The sequence below is a fragment of the uncultured Kordia sp. genome (assembly GCF_947496985.1).
GTDB lineage: Bacteria > Bacteroidota > Bacteroidia > Flavobacteriales > Flavobacteriaceae > Kordia.
Genome location: NZ_CANMEZ010000015.1, coordinates 1 through 16030 on the forward strand (window position 1 = coordinate 1; position 16030 = coordinate 16030).

At 32.6% G+C, this 16030-nt stretch carries 17 protein-coding genes; 6 read left to right on the forward strand and 11 right to left on the reverse strand.

Annotation, left to right across the window (positions count from 1 at the left end):
* Positions 1–310: 310 nt before the first annotated feature.
* Positions 311–754 (forward strand): peptide-methionine (R)-S-oxide reductase MsrB, encoded by a 444-nt coding sequence (gene msrB, locus Q0828_RS23535; protein WP_298427625.1) that lies wholly within the window; start codon positions 311–313, stop codon positions 752–754.
* A gap of 493 nt (positions 755–1247) precedes the next feature.
* Here the strand turns inward: msrB and bshA are convergent, their stop codons facing one another.
* The 5 genes from bshA to Q0828_RS23560 all read right to left on the reverse strand — a co-directional run bounded on the left by bshA (position 1248) and on the right by Q0828_RS23560 (position 9475).
* Complete coding sequence (gene bshA / locus Q0828_RS23540) at positions 1248–2375, reverse strand: N-acetyl-alpha-D-glucosaminyl L-malate synthase BshA (RefSeq protein ID WP_298427628.1); 1128 nt, start codon at positions 2373–2375, stop codon at positions 1248–1250.
* A gap of 12 nt (positions 2376–2387) precedes the next feature.
* Complete coding sequence (locus Q0828_RS23545) at positions 2388–5306, reverse strand: glycoside hydrolase family 3 N-terminal domain-containing protein (protein ID WP_298427631.1); 2919 nt, start codon at positions 5304–5306, stop codon at positions 2388–2390.
* Positions 5307–5576: 270 nt separating this feature from the next.
* Positions 5577–5864: a hypothetical protein gene (locus tag Q0828_RS23550; RefSeq protein ID WP_298427634.1), complete on the reverse strand. Its 288-nt coding sequence runs from the start codon at positions 5862–5864 to the stop codon at positions 5577–5579.
* Positions 5865–5960: 96 nt separating this feature from the next.
* On the reverse strand, positions 5961–7634 hold the full coding sequence (locus Q0828_RS23555) for a helix-turn-helix domain-containing protein (RefSeq protein ID WP_298427637.1): 1674 nt from the start codon (positions 7632–7634) through the stop codon (positions 5961–5963).
* A gap of 239 nt (positions 7635–7873) precedes the next feature.
* Complete coding sequence (locus Q0828_RS23560; RefSeq protein WP_298427639.1) at positions 7874–9475, reverse strand: sensor histidine kinase; 1602 nt, start codon at positions 9473–9475, stop codon at positions 7874–7876.
* A gap of 282 nt (positions 9476–9757) precedes the next feature.
* Between Q0828_RS23560 and Q0828_RS23565 the strand changes: the two genes are divergently transcribed.
* The 5 genes from Q0828_RS23565 (at position 9758) to Q0828_RS23585 (ending at position 12976) form a co-directional block, all read left to right on the forward strand.
* Positions 9758–10006, forward strand: coding sequence for a class I lanthipeptide (locus tag Q0828_RS23565; RefSeq protein WP_298427642.1), 249 nt, complete (start codon positions 9758–9760; stop codon positions 10004–10006).
* A 212-nt stretch (positions 10007–10218) separates the two neighbouring features.
* Positions 10219–10467: a hypothetical protein gene (locus Q0828_RS23570; RefSeq protein WP_298427645.1), complete on the forward strand. Its 249-nt coding sequence runs from the start codon at positions 10219–10221 to the stop codon at positions 10465–10467.
* A gap of 227 nt (positions 10468–10694) precedes the next feature.
* On the forward strand, positions 10695–11456 hold the full coding sequence (locus tag Q0828_RS23575; protein WP_298427648.1) for a nucleotidyltransferase domain-containing protein: 762 nt from the start codon (positions 10695–10697) through the stop codon (positions 11454–11456).
* A gap of 35 nt (positions 11457–11491) precedes the next feature.
* The gene (locus Q0828_RS23580) at positions 11492–11749 is read left to right on the forward strand and encodes a class I lanthipeptide (protein ID WP_298427651.1); all 258 of its coding nucleotides are present in this window, start codon (positions 11492–11494) and stop codon (positions 11747–11749) included.
* A 54-nt stretch (positions 11750–11803) separates the two neighbouring features.
* Positions 11804–12976: a lanthionine synthetase LanC family protein gene (locus tag Q0828_RS23585; protein WP_298427654.1), complete on the forward strand. Its 1173-nt coding sequence runs from the start codon at positions 11804–11806 to the stop codon at positions 12974–12976.
* A gap of 255 nt (positions 12977–13231) precedes the next feature.
* Here the strand turns inward: Q0828_RS23585 and Q0828_RS23590 are convergent, their stop codons facing one another.
* The 6 genes from Q0828_RS23590 to Q0828_RS23615 form a co-directional block, all read right to left on the reverse strand.
* Complete coding sequence (locus tag Q0828_RS23590; protein ID WP_298427656.1) at positions 13232–13765, reverse strand: hypothetical protein; 534 nt, start codon at positions 13763–13765, stop codon at positions 13232–13234.
* 157 nt (positions 13766–13922) lie between these two features.
* Positions 13923–14090, reverse strand: coding sequence for a hypothetical protein (locus Q0828_RS23595; RefSeq protein WP_298427659.1), 168 nt, complete (start codon positions 14088–14090; stop codon positions 13923–13925).
* Between the two features lie 113 nt (positions 14091–14203).
* The gene (locus tag Q0828_RS23600) at positions 14204–14410 is read right to left on the reverse strand and encodes a hypothetical protein (RefSeq protein ID WP_298427662.1); all 207 of its coding nucleotides are present in this window, start codon (positions 14408–14410) and stop codon (positions 14204–14206) included.
* A gap of 114 nt (positions 14411–14524) precedes the next feature.
* Complete coding sequence (locus Q0828_RS23605) at positions 14525–14689, reverse strand: hypothetical protein (protein WP_298427665.1); 165 nt, start codon at positions 14687–14689, stop codon at positions 14525–14527.
* A gap of 206 nt (positions 14690–14895) precedes the next feature.
* On the reverse strand, positions 14896–15381 hold the full coding sequence (locus tag Q0828_RS23610) for an ABC transporter ATPase (RefSeq protein ID WP_298427669.1): 486 nt from the start codon (positions 15379–15381) through the stop codon (positions 14896–14898).
* Positions 15382–15387: 6 nt separating this feature from the next.
* Positions 15388–16029 carry a hypothetical protein gene (locus Q0828_RS23615; protein ID WP_298427672.1) on the reverse strand — a complete coding sequence of 214 codons (642 nt, stop codon included), beginning with the start codon at positions 16027–16029 and terminating at the stop codon, positions 15388–15390.
* Position 16030: the final 1 nt, after the last annotated feature.

The following is a 16030-nucleotide window of genomic DNA, read 5'->3' on the forward strand; positions in this document are numbered from 1 at the left end:
GTAGCGGACTGAGGCGCTCGAAGTACAACTGCTTTAAATGTAAATGCTGATTCAAAAAACAATATAGACAATCAATATTACCTATACAATGAACAAGTAGCGGACTGAGGCGCTCGAAGTACAACTGCTTTAAATGTAAATGCTGATTCAAAAAACAATATAGACAATCAATACTATCTATGCAATGAACTAGTAGCGGACTGAGGCGCTCAAAGTACAACTGCTTGCATCTATAGAGAACACATAACCATAAACACATTGCTACATTAGAAGCTTCTCCGTATCTTTACAGGAAAGAAAAAGAAACTTTATGCTTAACTGGAAAAATATTATACACTACGCAACGCATGGAAATGTAAAACCAGATACACGTGTTGAAAAAACAGAAGCGGAATGGAAAGCGCAGTTAACTGCTGAACAATATTATATTACACGACAAAAAGGAACAGAACGTGCATTTTCTGGAGAACATTGTAGTCGATATGATCCTGGTGTGTATGCATGTGTTTGTTGCGACACTCCTTTGTTTGACTCGAATTTGAAGTTTAATTCTAGTAGTGGATGGCCTAGTTTTACTGAGCCTGTAAAGAATAATGTGATTGATTATATTAAAGATACTACACACGGCATGATTCGCGTAGAAGTGACTTGTAGTACCTGTGATGCACATTTAGGCCATGTATTCCCTGATGGACCTGAGCCAAGTGGTTTGCGTTTTTGTATCAATTCAGAATCATTGGTGTTGAAGGACTAAACTTCGACACTCAGTCTACTATCTGGACTTCGAGAGCCTCAGTCCTCAAGGTAAAATTATACATTTGTAAGAGTTGAAAATGCGCTTAATAAACTTAAAAAAGAGCCTAATACAAGAGTAAAAAATTAACTAATGGCTTTTGATTTTTATAAGTCCTTAAAGATTTTAGTGAAATAATCCACATTTCAACTATATTCAGCCATTTTTTAAAACTAGGTGACTAAGCTAATCAAAGTAAGGCTACTGAGCTTGTCAAAGCACAGTTACTAAGTTTAATCAAAGTGCGGTGGCTGAGCCTGTCAAAGCACAGTTACTGAGTTTAATCAAAGTGCGGTGGCTGAGCCTGTCAAAGCACAGTTACTGAGTTTAATCAAAGTGCGATGGCTGAGCTTGTCAAAGCACAGTTACTGAATTTAATCAAAGTGCGGTGGCTGAGCTTGTCAAAGCACAGTTACTGAGTTTAATCAAAGTGCGGTGGCTGAGCCTGTCGAAGTCACGCCATTTCAAACGCCTTTTGATATATAAACTCATACACAGGTACAATTTTATTGATATCAAACTCCAATGCTTGCTCCTTTGCTCCTATTTTAAACTTTTCGAGTTCAGCAGCATCCTTTAAGATTTTTAATGCATTGTTTGACATGTCTTTGATGTCTCCCACATTGCTTAGGTATCCTGAAACACCATGCACATTTACTTCTGGAATTCCTCCTGTGTTACTTGATATGACTGGAACAGATGAAATCATTGCTTCCAACGCTGCCAATCCGAAACTTTCGGTTTCTGACGGTAATAAGAATAAGTCTGAGAAACATAGAATTTTATCCACTTCATTACTGTTTCCTAGGAAGATAACTTTGTCTGAAATTCCGAGTTCTTCACATAATTGTTCTGCAGGCTCTTTTTCGGGTCCTTCTCCAACCATCATAAGCTTAGCAGGAATTTCTTTTTGTATTTCATTGAAAATTCGAACGACATCATCAATGCGCTTTACTGCTCTGAAGTTACTAACATGCGTAATGATTTTTTCGTCCTCGGTTGCCATTAAACTACGCTGGCAATCTGTAAACCCATGATTATATTTAGTTACATCTATAAAGTTTGGTACTACATCTATTTCTCGTTTGATATCAAATAAACGTAAAGTATCTTGTTTTAAGCTTTCTGAAACCGACGTTACCACATCCGATTTGTTAATACTAAATGTTACTGCCGATTTGTAGAATGGGTGACTTCCTACCAAGGTAATATCCGTACCATGCAAAGTAGTTACCATAGGAATGGTAATGCCTTCTTCTGCTAACATCTTTTTTGCCATGTATCCTGCATAAGCATGTGGAATGGCATAATGTACGTGCAATAAATCTATTTGATGGAGTTTTACCATGTCTACTAATTTGCTCGATAGAGCTAATTCGTAGGGTTGGTAATGAAATAATGGATATTCGGGTACATTTACTTCATGAAAGTGAATGTTTTCGCTTAATAATGCCAAACGAACAGGCTGTTTATACGTTATAAAATGTATTTCGTGTCCTCTATTGGCTAGGGCAATTCCGAGTTCGGTAGCTACAACGCCACTTCCTCCAAAGGTTGGATAACATACTATCGCTATTTTCAAATCAGTTTAAGTTTACTCTTCAATCGCTTCATAAATAAGCTTTTGAATTTTAGTTCGTATATCAGTTTTAATTAGTTTTCTATTCGACATGGTCGGATAGGTTCTATTGGATAGGAATACATACACAATTTCTTCATCTGGATCTGCCCATGTATAGGTTCCTGTAAATCCTGAATGTCCAAAACTTGTCATAGACACACATCCACAGGTTGGTCCAACATCGCCCAATTGAGGTTTGTCAAACCCAACTCCACGCCTATTATCATCTGCACAAAAATAACAGGTATTGAATTTTGCTATCGTTTTGGCGTCAAAATATTTTTTATCACCATAACTTCCGCCTTGCAGATACATCTGCATCATTTTGGCAACATCATTGGCATTACTAAACAATCCGGCATGTCCTCCTATTCCACCTTGCATGGCTGCGCCCATGTCATGAACATAGCCTTGCAATTTTTGATTTCTGTAATAGTCGTCTTCTTCCGACGGAACTATCATCCATTTGCCAAATTTTTCTAACGGATTGTAAGTTGTGTAATGTGCACCTAACGATTTGTAGAAATAATGTTGTGTAAGTTTGTTTAAGTTCGATTTGTATTCTGCTTCTACATAGTCTTTTAGAATGTAATAAGGCAAATCACTATACTTATATCGCAGTCTTTCTAACAAGTCACTATCAATAATTCGTTGCATGATAGAATCTTTATATTCTACATTCATATACATTTTATCAGCTACTTTTATAGAATATTCTTTCGTAAGTGAATCACTATACCATTTTGGAGATGGTTTTTTGGTAACGCTATCTAAGGTATTTATATAGAATGGAATCCAAGGTTTTAAGCGTGCATAATGCGATAGTACTCGAATAACTGATATGGTATCTTTATTAGTGCCTTTAAATTTCGGAAGCAATTCTTCCAATTTTGATTGCAATGTAATTTTTTTACTTTCTTCCATTTTCATGATTAATGGAAGTGTTGCCAAAATTTTAGTCATGGAAGCTACATCATAGATATCTTGATCTTTTACCCGACGTTTTTTGTTATAGGTATGGTATCCAAAATTTTTATTGTAAATCACTTTTCCTTTGCGAGCGATTAGTAATTGTACTCCTGGCGCCATTTTTTGAGAAACCACCAATCGTGCTAAGGAATCAATTCGTTGTAATTTTTGGGAATTGATACCTACAGTTTCTGGCAATCCATACATTAATCTTGGTAAGGTAGTTGTTTCTATGCCTGTACCAACTGAAAATTCGTCTTTGATAGACACAGGCAATTTCCCTTGTGCTTTTAATGCTCCAAATATAATCTGTGCGGATATTTCTTGGGCTTCGTCACTGTTTTGGTACGAAACTACTATGTTGTCAATATTTGTAAAGCTTTTAACTTGTAATAAACTGTATGGACTTGTGAATACATCTAATATAACCGTGTTGGTTCGTGCAATTTCTTGTAACCAAACAATTTCTTTCTCCGTAAATTTGTAGCCTTTCCAAGGATTTGCATTTGATTTGTGAAAACCAACAATTACCGTTGTATATGGCTTTAGCTTTTTTACTAAATCAGCCAAATTCTTTTCTTTCAACACTCGAACCGATGTATACTTACGTAAGGTATTTACAAAGGTTTTCCCATCGGCATCTCCCATAGGAACATAAGCTATTTTTTGCTTTTCTAAGTTTTTTAGCGGCAATAAACTATCCGTTACTTTTACAGCAGTAATTGCTTGTTTCATAGCATTTCTATATAGAATGTCATCTTCTATTGTATGTAAATCTATGAGCAATGAATCCGTTTTTATAGGTTCAAATGTTGTTAGGTTGTGCTTATATTTTGCTCTTAAAATATTTTTTACGGAGTATTCCAAACGTTCTTCCGTAAGTGTTCCTAATAGTAGCGCTTGTTCAAATGATGCTACTGCATTTGGTACATCTTGCGACATCAACAATACATCATTTCCTGCCAAGAAAGCATCTAACTCTACATTTAGGATTGTTGAGTCTTTTGCAACACCAGCCATGTTTAATGCATCTGTAAATATTAAACCATTGTAGCCCATTTCGTGTTTGAGTTTTTTGGTTACAATATTGTATGACAAAGAAGCTGGCAATCCATCATTTGGTTCCATACTTGGCACATTGAGATGTGCTACCATAATACTTCCGATGTTATCAGAGATTAATTGTTTGTACGGAAAAAGCTCTATACTATCTATACGCTGTGCAGAAAATTCAACTGTTGGCAAAGTTTTGTGCGAGTCAAGCGCAGTATCTCCATGACCAGGAAAATGTTTCGCGCACGCAATAACACCTTCACTTTGCATACCGCGTGTAAATGCAGCTGCTTTGTTGGCTACATTGATATAGTTTTCTCCATATGAACGATTTCCAATAATAGGATTGTTCGGATTCGTATTTACATCTACCACTGGTGCAAAATTGATATGTACTCCTAATCGCTTGCAATGTTTACCTATACGAGCTCCAATTTGTTCTATGATAGAATCGTTTTTTATCGCGCCAAGCGTCATATTCCAAGGATAACGATACGTAGAGTCGAGTCGCATGCCTAAATCCCATTCCGCATCCATTGCCACTAACAATGGAATTTTAGATAGTTTTTGATATTCATTTGTCAGTTCTGCTTGTCGTGTTGGTGCTCCTTGAAAAAATGTTAAACCACCAATATGATAGTTATTTATCATTTGCTTTACTTCATTGACATGTACCGAATCTTTATTGGAATACGCAGCCACATTGAACAGTTGTCCAATGCGTTCTTTTTGCGTCATGTTTGTATATACACTATCAATCCATTTGTCCTGTGTAGTAAAATCTTGAATGTAAAACGGATGTTGTTGTTGTGCACTTATTATAAATAGGGAAACGATTAAAATAATCGTTATTGTATAGTATTTCTTCATAGGGTAAAATCACTTTCATTTATATGGAGTTCCCAAAAACACACTACTGCGTCAGTGTTATTAGGTCAGGCTATTCACTGTATCTTTTTGCTTTTCTAAATATAAACCTGCTATGCAAATGCACTAAAACGAACGCAAAAAGGATGCCGTTTCTATCCTTAACTCGAATATATATTAAATGTACAGACTTTCTCGCACATAAAAAAAGCCTTGTTAAAAATTAACAAGGCTTTTTGAGATTATAATAGATTTCTTTTTACAGATTAAAGATTATCTAGAAACATGTTGATTATGATGATTATTACATTCTTCATTTTCTGTTGGAGGCTTTGCTTTAGTTGTTGCTCCATTTGTATTACAAATATGATAGCACCATGAAGCACAATCTGTTGCTTCTGATGTGTCATGCGGATTGGTTTCCGGATCTCTTATTATTGTATCGTAAGGGTTCATAGTTGTATTTTGACTTACGATTCCTCCTATTTTTTTGTGGAGTAACGTTAGGTTAGAAATACGATGTTTATGTAATGTTAGGTTTTTTAGATTCTTCTTTTTCATACTATTTTTCGTTTGATAATTAAATTTTAGTGAAGCAATATAATATTCAGTTAAAATGAAAATGATAGTATTGATGAATCATGAATCATCAATAGATTACTTGGTTTTCGAAAGGTTCTTTAAGTATTGTGAAGGATATATCCCTGTATGTGATTTAAAAGCTCTTGAAAATGTTTCTTGTCGCTTGAATCCAAATTCTTCTGCAATACCTTGAATTGTATAAAATTGTAGTGTTCTATCATTTTTTAATCGAATTAGAGCCGCATTAATCCTTAATTCTGTAATATATGTTGTAAAAGATTTTTCCTTGTGTGTATTAATTACTTTAGATAGGTAAGAAACATTGGTTTCTAGTTTTTCAGCCATGAAACCTAAACTACATTCTATTGATAAATACTGTTCGTTTTTTTCAAAATCTGCAATTTTGTTTAAGATCATTCTTTCCTTATCATCAGGTACTTTATTTTTTTTACGAGTTACTTGCTTCGTCTGTTCTAATTCAGAAACTTTTTTCACAAGGATATCAAACTTCTTTTTTACCAACCGACCTTTGATCTTATAATAAATTATGATACTTATAAATAGAATCAACAAACATAAAGACAGAATGAGTAACTTTTTTTTACTTCTTGTTTGCTTCGTTAATTTGTTTCCTAATTGGTTTATTTCAGTTTTTAAAGGCTCAATATCTAATAACTCATGAGTTTCATTATTGATTTTTAAATCTTCAAAGCTTTCTTTCTTTTCTAGTACTGTGTATTTTTCAAAATGAAATGATGTTTTTTCAACGTTTCCTATTTTGTTATATCCTAACGCTAAAAACTCGTGTAATTCTTTTTCATTAGTATTTACATTTTCAGAAGTATGTGCTATATCTAATGCCTTCGCTAAATAATTTATCGATTTTTGGTACGCTTCCAGTTTGTATGCACTTTTCCCAAGATAGAATAAAGAGGTTATGTGTAAATTTTCCTTTTTATCTTTTAGTGCGTAGTCTCTAATTTCTTTTGCCAATAAAATACAGTCATTGTATTGTTTTCGTTGATAATGTATAATTGCTTTATTCATTAATAAAGGATAATACGCCCATTTTCTATTTTTATCTGGGCATTTCTCTAGTCCTTTTTCGTTATATATTGCAGCTTCATTCGGTTTTTCTAACCAAAGGTATATATCCGCAATATTCATAAAAGATATGAGTCTGTAATAGTCTGCTTGCTTATTATCTAATGTATTTAAGCGCTCTACTATATTTTTATAGGTATCTATTGCTTCTTCAAAGTCTTTATGAATTTTCTTTATATATGCAATATTCGCTAGCGGAGTAATTTCATAAAAAGGATTTCCAATACTTTTAGCATATTCTTTAGCTTTTAGATTTGCTATAAGCGCTTTAGAATCCTTCCCTAATTCCGAAAGTATATCTCCTTTTAGACAAAAGCATTTATATAAAAGAGTAATATCTTCAAGAAGTGTAGCTTTTGAGATGGCCAATTCAACATTTTTTAGCGCAATCATGTTATTACCAAGGTCATAATGACACTTAGATATATAATAAAATACTTGACTTAATTGCTCTTTGTTTTCATTATCCGTGGCTACTTCTTTTGCTTTGAGTGCGTACGTTAGTGCTTTTGAAGCATCTTTGTATATGTACTTAGAATAGGACGCGACTGATTTGTCAAATGATTCCTTGCTTGCCAAATTACGCTGTGCATTCACAGAACTCATCAAGAAAGCATAACATAGCAATAATAGTACTTGTTTCATAATTGAGCTTTTTAACATACTATATCATGGAATTTGTTTATTTATTATAATAGTTATGGACGCAAAAAATTGACAACACTTTTACAAAACTCAATTCATATTCACTTTTGTATTTTTAACTATATATGTAGTTAAGAGTAACTAAAAGCTCTTTGTTTTATTTTAAGCAAACAACAAAATATTTTCATTCGTAGGATTCAATATTGTTTTATAGAATGCATCTTGTAGTTCAGTAGAAATTAGACTGAAAAACTAGATTGAATTGGTTTGAAATATATTATGAATGCCTTTTTTGGTTCTTTTACATAACTTAATTCACCACTTAATTGATCGGTTAAGATTTGTATGAGTTCCATACCTAAGGAAGTTGTTGATTCAAAGTTAAAATCATCTGACAGACCTTCTCCACTATCACTATATGTAAGTTTGTAATAACTATTTTGTTTTTCAATAGTGATGGAAATTTCATTGCGTTGATCTGTTTTAAAGGCATATTTAAATGAGTTGGTGATTAATTCGTTGACAATTAATCCTAAATTAGCCGTAGTATCTCCATCAAAAACTAATGCTTCATCAATTGTTATTTCTTTTATAATTTCCTGATAGTTATTGCGAACAATATCTTCTATAAAGTGAATAAGCTGGGTAATGTATTCTTTGGTTTTTACATCTCTTAATGTATGTGTTCCATAGAGTTTTTGATGCACCAACGACATCGATTTGATTCTACTTTGACCATCTCGTAATGCATTTTTAATATTTTCATCTTCGTACTCTTCTTCTTGTAAGGTTAGGATACCAGAAATCATTTGCATATTGTTTTTGACTCTGTGATGAATTTCTTTGATTAGCGTTTGTATGTTGGTAAGATTGTTTTCTAATTCTTTATTTTTTGAAATTACTTCTGCATTTGCTTCTTGTAAATTTTTGTTTAAGGAGTTGTTTTTCAAAAATTGATGTACGATTAAGAATAATAGAAACGCAACAATTCCATACCACAAGTATGCAATTCTACTAATGCTCTTATCAATCATTTGCGGCATTTTGTAAGCGCTCCCTACTTTTAACTTTAAACCAAATAATTCAATAGTAGAGTATATAAAGTCTTCTTCAGCTGCATTAAATTTTTTGTAATACTCTTTGTCTCTCGACTTATTATATATGGTAGAGCCGTTATAAAATGCTTCACGCGTTAAATCGATAGAATCATTCACTAAAAACTTGTGGACATACAGATCATCATCGGCATGTTCATAAAAGAAATCTAATAGATATTTTACATTAAGTATAGGCGTTATATAACCTATGACTTCATTATTAGCATTTTTTGCAGAAAAATTAAACGGAAAACCTGCCCAACCTTCTCTTAAGTTGATTGGTGTAAATAGTTTAATGGTGTTACTTTCCATTAATTCATTTAATTCAAGAATTCTTTTTTCGGGTATGATTGATTTTACGGAAAGCCCTTTTAAACCATTAGGGTCAATCTTTTTTGGTGTAATTACATATTTGAATACATGTTCGGTATCAATATAATTTACTAAAATAGAATCGTTAAACTGTATTTCTTTTAGAAAGTCATTAAGATAGCTTTGTAGTTGAATTTCAGAAGGGAATTCTTTGCTGTTTTGTGTAAAACTTTTAAATCCAGATACTAACGATGCATATACTTCAATCCCTGCTTTTGCATTAGTAATGGCGTCATTGTGCGCTTTGCTTAATTGCGCATGTATTTCTTGCTGTTCTAAGGTTTCATAATTGCGTAATAAATTATGCAACAAAAAACCACTAATTCCCAAAATTAGAAATACACCAACATAATATTTGACATTTTTATACACTTAAAAACAATTGTTTTGGAGGTATTGAATGGCAAATATACAGGTTTCAAGAAAAGCTTTCACAGAAAATAGAAAGACTTTTGTAGTACACGCAATCATTAGTTCTACCTTACGAAAAGTAAACTATTATCTTATACATATTGCTTAATCCTTTTGTAAAACACACTAATTAAAAATATGCTGTTTTAGGGCGCATAAATCCTTTAATTTCGGGTAGTTTGTGTTTTTTATCCCAGTTTTTATAGAGTGCTTTGTGTCATTATTAACATAAAACACAATACCATGAAAAAAAAGTTTTCACGTTCATTATCATTGAACAAAAAGTCGGTGGCTTCGTTAGCAAACAATGCCCGTAAACGTATTATTGGAGGAAATAATAATTCGGATGACGGTACTATTTGTGAAACTTGCGAAATTAATTGTATCCCGGAAACCGAGTATCCAACATGCGGAGATACATGCCATACTGATTGCAATTGTACTGGAGCCTTTTGCTTTACAGGTGAACAAGGTTGGGGAATTTGCTCATAAAGAAGTACTAATTTTAACCCGAATAGACGTAATGAACTGTTGCGTCTATTTTTTAAAGAACAACAATGTATTATACTTTACATAACTACTGTGATTACTAGATAAGTGTAGACATCTGTTGTATCTTAAATCATCTAATTTTAGGAAACTTCTGTTTTTAAATTCAGTATTTATAGAGTGCTTTGTAGTATTACTAATTTAAAAACAATACCATGAAAAAAAAGTTTTCGCGTTCACTTATGTTGAACAAAAAGTCAGTTGCTTCTTTAGCTGTTACTAAAAATGTTAAACGACAAATTATAGGAGGAAAAGAAGAAAGAACCTACGACGAAACCTGTCCGTACAATTGTATTCCTGAAACGGTATATCCATCGTGTGGACCTACTTGCGAGTATTCTGATTGTCATTGTACCAACGGTGATTGTTACACAGACCGACAAGGTTGGGGAGATTGCTCATAAGAGCATATTTTTAATAAACAAACATAGGCACAACTCTAAGTTGTGTCTATGCTATATAATGAGTAAGAAATTTACACTTACATAACATATACAAAGTGTTGTTTACAAAAGCTTAATGCTAATGCTTCATTATTATGGTGAAACCGTAATTTTTTGCTAAAACGTAGCGCTAACTTTGTAGTAATACAAGTAAAGCAATCGATTATTTACTGTTTTAAAAAACTACCATGATTCCAAAAAAAGTACACGAAACTATTACTGATTTTGTTGCCAAACAGACTAAAAACAGTTCCGTTATTGGTGTTTTTTTAGTTGGTAGTTATGCTACAGGACAATTCACAGAAACTTCTGATATTGATATCAAAATCATTCTGAATCCTTCATCTTATAAACGAGCTAAAGGCGTTGAAATCAGTAATGGTTTTCATATTTCATATACAAGTTATTCCATAATGGAAGCTTATGAGCATTTCTATACACAATTACGGACGTATTCTAAGTTTCAAGCACGTATGCTTTCACAAGGAACGATTTTGTATGATGCAACAGGAGAAATGAAACATTTACAAAACGAAGCAATACTTGTGATGCAATTACCATTTATACCGCAAGCCAACACAACATTACAATTGGAAGCGTATAATTTATGGAAGTATAAAGATGTGTTAACACGTCCTATTTTACATCAATTTACTTTGAAAGAATATTATGTGTTTTTAGAGAAAGTGTTGATTTTATATGCAAAATTATTAAAAATTGAATGTGTGTTTCAATATCCCTTTTTTAAGATGGAACAATACATTTCAGATGCTAATTTTAGGACTGTATATGATCTTCCTGAGTTTCCTGACAGTGCTTTTTTAAAGGCTTTTAAGGAAGGAATTACACACACAACCACGCGTGAGATTAAAGATACGGTAGTTGAACTTTTTAGTGCAATTGAAGCCAATTTAGAGATGAATTTTGAAGAATTTGAAATTGCTAGTTAGTGAATTTATTTTTTAACCATTATATATAAATTACCATGAAAAAGAAGTTTAACCGTTCACTTATGTTGAACAAAAAATCAGTTGCTTCCTTAGCTAGCAACGCAAAAAAGCAAATTGTTGGTGGAAATAACACCAATGAAACTTGCGAAGAAACATGTCCTTACAATTGTATTCCAGACACGGTAGAACCATCGTGTGCGGGAACTTGTTGGTATTCTGATTGCCACTGTGGCGGCGATGATCGCTATACTAATGGAAGCTTTGGACAAGGCGGATGGGGAGATTGTTCGTAATCAAATTAACACCTAAATTACATAGGCGCGATACATATTGCGCCTATTTTATATATGAGAGAAAAAATTCATCAACATTTACAAAGTATTGATTTTTTTATACAATCGTATCAAAACGATTCTGTAACTATTAATGGTGGTTTGCCAGGTATTATTATTTTTTATTTTCAGCTACATCAAGTTACAAAAGATGAACAGCATTATGATAAAGCGATTCATTTTTTAGAGATTTTGTATGATAAACTCGAAACTGAAATGCCTACTTCTTATCTGTATTCCGAAGGTTTAGGAGGTATTGGATGGTTTCTAAATTATATTCAAAACTTTATAACGATAGATAATGCTTTTGATACTCCTGAGTACGACACCATGTTTTTTCATGTAGCTACTAGCGAGTTTAAAAGAGGTAATTATGAATTTTTGAATGGTTTTAGTGGAATTCTGTTGTATCTGTTGAATAAGAAAAGTACTGATACTTCACTCCTGTCAGCATTTATTGATCGTATTCATACAGAAATTTTTCAATTAGACACGCCAATTTCATTTTTTGAACGCTCAGATGCACAGCATGAATTTCCAAGTATCAATTTAGGTGTTTCACATGGAATGTATGGTTTTATCGCTGTGTTGAATAAGTTGTATACAAAAAGAATCAATTGTGTCAAATGTGAAGCAATGATCCGGTTAGTCATCGATTTTACTTTTTCACATCAAAAAGATTATATAACACAAGGTACTTTTTTCCCAAATAGAATTGGAAAAGGAATTACAGAAAGTATTCATAGTAGACTTGCATGGTGTTATGGCGATTTAGGTATTTTGACGGTATTACTGAACTCTAGTACGGTTTTAAAAGATACAAAACTTCAAGAAGTTGTTATTGAATTATTGATCTGTACAACACACCGAAAAGATCTACAAACTACAATGATGAATGATGTTTGGATATGTCACGGAACATCTGGAGCGGCACATATATTTCAACGTTTGTATCAAAAAACTCAGATTGACGATTTTAAATTTGCATCTAATTATTGGTATTTAAAAACACTAGCGCAATTAGAACGTAGTTCACCACAAATCCAACAAAACCCTACACGATTGGGAGGTTATGCGCGAAGAGATATGACTGGTTTTTTAAATGGATATACAGGTTTAGGACTTTCATTGCTAAGTGCTTTACAAACAGATTTTATGGATTGGGATGAAATGATATTGATGTCTTAATACTACATAAAAAAAGCCTTGCTAGTAACTAACAAGACTTTACTTTTATCCAACTAATTAATAAAACATGTGTCTAACCATTACTATTTTAAAAATAAGCTCAGTTAGCATCATGTTCCCTTATAAACATATTGAGCGGGATAAAATATGATATTATTTAATGATCTATTTTGTTTCACATAAATATAAAATTAATGAATGTCAAGTTGTTACGGTTTTACCATAGGAATATAAAATGACTGTAATTAACCTTTATTAATTCGCTGAAACAAGTACTCCATGTCCGCCTCCAGCTCCACCTCTGTCATTTTTATCGCTTCGATCAAGCCAGTCTTGATGTTTTTTGTTAGCACGTGCTTGCTTTTTAGCTTGCTTCAATTTTTTATTAATTTCAGCCAGTTCTTTTTTTGTTTTTCCTTGCTTTCCTTTGCTTTTATCTCCAGTACCATGCGCTATTGTTCCTTTTACTTTCCTTGCTAAATCTTGTTTGGCTTTTCCATCTTTCTTAGAAGTTGTTTCATACTGTAATGCTCTGTATGCGTTTCTATCGGCTTTACTTTGTTTAGATTTTTTAGCAGCTGCCGCTGCTTTTTTCTGTTTATCTTGCTTTTTTCCAAGTTGAACAACTCCTGAACCATGATTGTGCATTTTTTGAATTGTTTTTTGTTGAATAACGGTTGTAGGACGATTGTCTACTAACTGAACAGTAGTATCAGTTTTAGCTTGTGCAACGGGCGTTTGTGAAGTTTGTGTGTGTTGCGTTTGATTTTTCTCTATATATGAATTCATAATTACTCTGTATTAGATTTGTATGCAACAATGAATCAGTATTATGGTAGTTATGAGGAGAATGTGTTTGTAAGTTAGTGAAAAAATATTGAGTATATAAACGATTTCATAAAAAAGCAGACAATTGTCTGCCCATTTTAATTTCTTTTCGCCACTACTAACAGTCGTCTAAAGGACCTAATTGGCATTCTATTTCTCCGCATTGAAGTCCAAACTCTAGACATATTCCGAACGGTGCACATTGTTTACGTCCTCCATTAATAGCCTGTTGTTCTTTTTTCTCAAGTGCTGTTACTCCAGTAAGTTTTAAAATGTTTTTTAACATGATTTAGTCATTTTTGGTTAATAATATTAAATGTAAGAAAACATAAAATTATTAGCTTACGGGAATACCATATTAAAATAAAAAAGCGGGATAAAACCCGCTTTTCATTGTTGTTAGTTTTGTGGACAGTTGCAAGTCCAATCGCCTCTTGTTGGTGTCGGACACGGCCATTGTCTTGTAGGACCTTGACAATTAGAACAGGTATCTTGTAATCCTGAACAAATGTCTGTTCTTAATCCACCTTTAACATTTTCCGTTTCTAAATTTGATACTAAATCTTTTTGTAAACTTAGTTTCTTGTTTAAATTCTTTTTTTTCATTGTATTTAAAGTTTTGTGATTATATGTAGAAGTCACAGTTTTATGATTCTGTTACCCATTTCATAAAATCTTTATATACAGAATAAATTATTTTATTAGAAACATCCATATTTTCTATACTTGCGAACCCGGACAAGTTTCCCATTCGCTATATGCACATTTTGGAGAAGTTCCCCTAGCTTCAAGCCCTCCAAGTATTTCTTCTGCTTTAGTAATTTTAGACAAGCTTGAAATCATTGTTTTTTGAAAATTATTTTTTTTTAATGCTTTTTTTTTCATGAGGAATGTGTTTTTGGTTAGATTTTAAGATAAGGAAAAAATTGTAATGTTTATTTGGACAGCTATTAAAACGTTTACATTCACGTTTTATATATCATAATAAGATTTTGGATCAAGTCCAGAGTGATGATTTAACAACCTAATTGTATTCTAATAAAAAAGGTGTACTAAATAGTACACCTTTTTATATATTTTGTTTGTTATTTTTAGTTTAAAAATCGTCCATGCCAACTTTCTTTTGCTGGGACTTCCCAGTTTTCAAGAAACTCCGCTTTGGTTGCTACCAAATTATTAAAAACGATTGTTTTTCCCGTAACAGCTTTGTCTTTTGCCATTTTTCGAAAAGCTTTTAAGTCTTTGTAGGCAATGTATTCTCCTTGTTTGTAAGACACATTCATTTTGTCTAACAAATCAACATTGTATTCTTTTTCAAGTTGTTGTATGAAATGAACAGATGCATCAATAGAACAACCTGTAGCTGCTTGCTGTTCCTGATCTACAGCAATGATAATGAAACGTTTGTATTTAATTTCGAAAGAAGCTTTTAAATCGCTTCCGTGTGCTGTCCATTGTGTGATGAAAGCTCCTAATTTTGATTGGAGTTCTTCTAATTCCGTTTCACTGAATGATCGGTTTGCTTGGTAAATCCAAACTCTGGCACTATCTGAAAGTACATTAAATTCTACGAGCATAGTTTCTTAGTTTACAACTTCAATTTTTCTTAATACTTTATATGTGCGATAATCTTTTAACTTAGAATCATACATTTCTCTGTTTATATACGATACTTTAAGTGCTTTCTTTTTTATGTTTCCGAATTCTGTCAATAATTCTTGCCCTTCAAAGTATTCCATCCAAAGAAGCTTATGTTGTCGCTTATTGTCTCCTTTAAAGGTTATTATATTAAATTGATTTTCAGAGATGTCTATTATTTTTCCTGACAGTGTTATTCCATTTACTTCACCATTAATCTCTTCTTTATCAATTGCATTTTCTTCCGAGTCATCACCTATGTAATCTTGCGCTATAAGAAATAAGGTTTGCGGACATATTTCAACCATCTTTAATCCTATTTCTTCACCAAAGGCTTCCATTGAAGCTTCATCCGTAAATGAAATATCATAGGTACCTTTTAAAATTTCTTTATTTTTTGAGTACGCTTTTGCAATACAGATACCTAATTGCATTTCTAAGGCTTCTCTTTTAATGTTAGCGGTATCTTTTTCATTAATACATTCGCAAACATCTTCAGTGACTTTTGTTAATGCTTTTTCTTTTTTTGTTTGAGCAATTCCAAACGTTACAAAACACAGTGTAAGTATCGTTATTATTTTCTTCATC

Excerpts from the sequence above, each read along its gene's own strand:
- Q0828_RS23600 (WP_298427662.1), bottom strand. The coding sequence starts at position 14,410 with ATGAAAAAAAAGAATTTAAACAAGAAACTAAGTTTACAAAAAGATTTA.
- Q0828_RS23550 (WP_298427634.1), bottom strand. The coding sequence starts at position 5,864 with ATGAAAAAGAAGAATCTAAAAAACCTAACATTACATAAACATCGTATT.
- Q0828_RS23570 (WP_298427645.1), top strand. The coding sequence starts at position 10,219 with ATGAAAAAAAAGTTTTCGCGTTCACTTATGTTGAACAAAAAGTCAGTT.
- Q0828_RS23605 (WP_298427665.1), bottom strand. The coding sequence starts at position 14,689 with ATGAAAAAAAAAGCATTAAAAAAAAATAATTTTCAAAAAACAATGATT.
- Q0828_RS23590 (WP_298427656.1), bottom strand. The coding sequence starts at position 13,765 with ATGAATTCATATATAGAGAAAAATCAAACGCAACACACACAAACTTCA.
- Q0828_RS23615 (WP_298427672.1), bottom strand. The coding sequence starts at position 16,029 with ATGAAGAAAATAATAACGATACTTACACTGTGTTTTGTAACGTTTGGA.
- Q0828_RS23575 (WP_298427648.1), top strand. The coding sequence starts at position 10,695 with ATGATTCCAAAAAAAGTACACGAAACTATTACTGATTTTGTTGCCAAA.
- Q0828_RS23545 (WP_298427631.1), bottom strand. The coding sequence starts at position 5,306 with ATGAAGAAATACTATACAATAACGATTATTTTAATCGTTTCCCTATTT.
- Q0828_RS23595 (WP_298427659.1), bottom strand. The coding sequence starts at position 14,090 with ATGTTAAAAAACATTTTAAAACTTACTGGAGTAACAGCACTTGAGAAA.
- msrB (WP_298427625.1), top strand. The coding sequence starts at position 311 with ATGCTTAACTGGAAAAATATTATACACTACGCAACGCATGGAAATGTA.
- Q0828_RS23610 (WP_298427669.1), bottom strand. The coding sequence starts at position 15,381 with ATGCTCGTAGAATTTAATGTACTTTCAGATAGTGCCAGAGTTTGGATT.
- Q0828_RS23565 (WP_298427642.1), top strand. The coding sequence starts at position 9,758 with ATGAAAAAAAAGTTTTCACGTTCATTATCATTGAACAAAAAGTCGGTG.
- Q0828_RS23555 (WP_298427637.1), bottom strand. The coding sequence starts at position 7,634 with ATGAAACAAGTACTATTATTGCTATGTTATGCTTTCTTGATGAGTTCT.
- Q0828_RS23585 (WP_298427654.1), top strand. The coding sequence starts at position 11,804 with ATGAGAGAAAAAATTCATCAACATTTACAAAGTATTGATTTTTTTATA.
- Q0828_RS23580 (WP_298427651.1), top strand. The coding sequence starts at position 11,492 with ATGAAAAAGAAGTTTAACCGTTCACTTATGTTGAACAAAAAATCAGTT.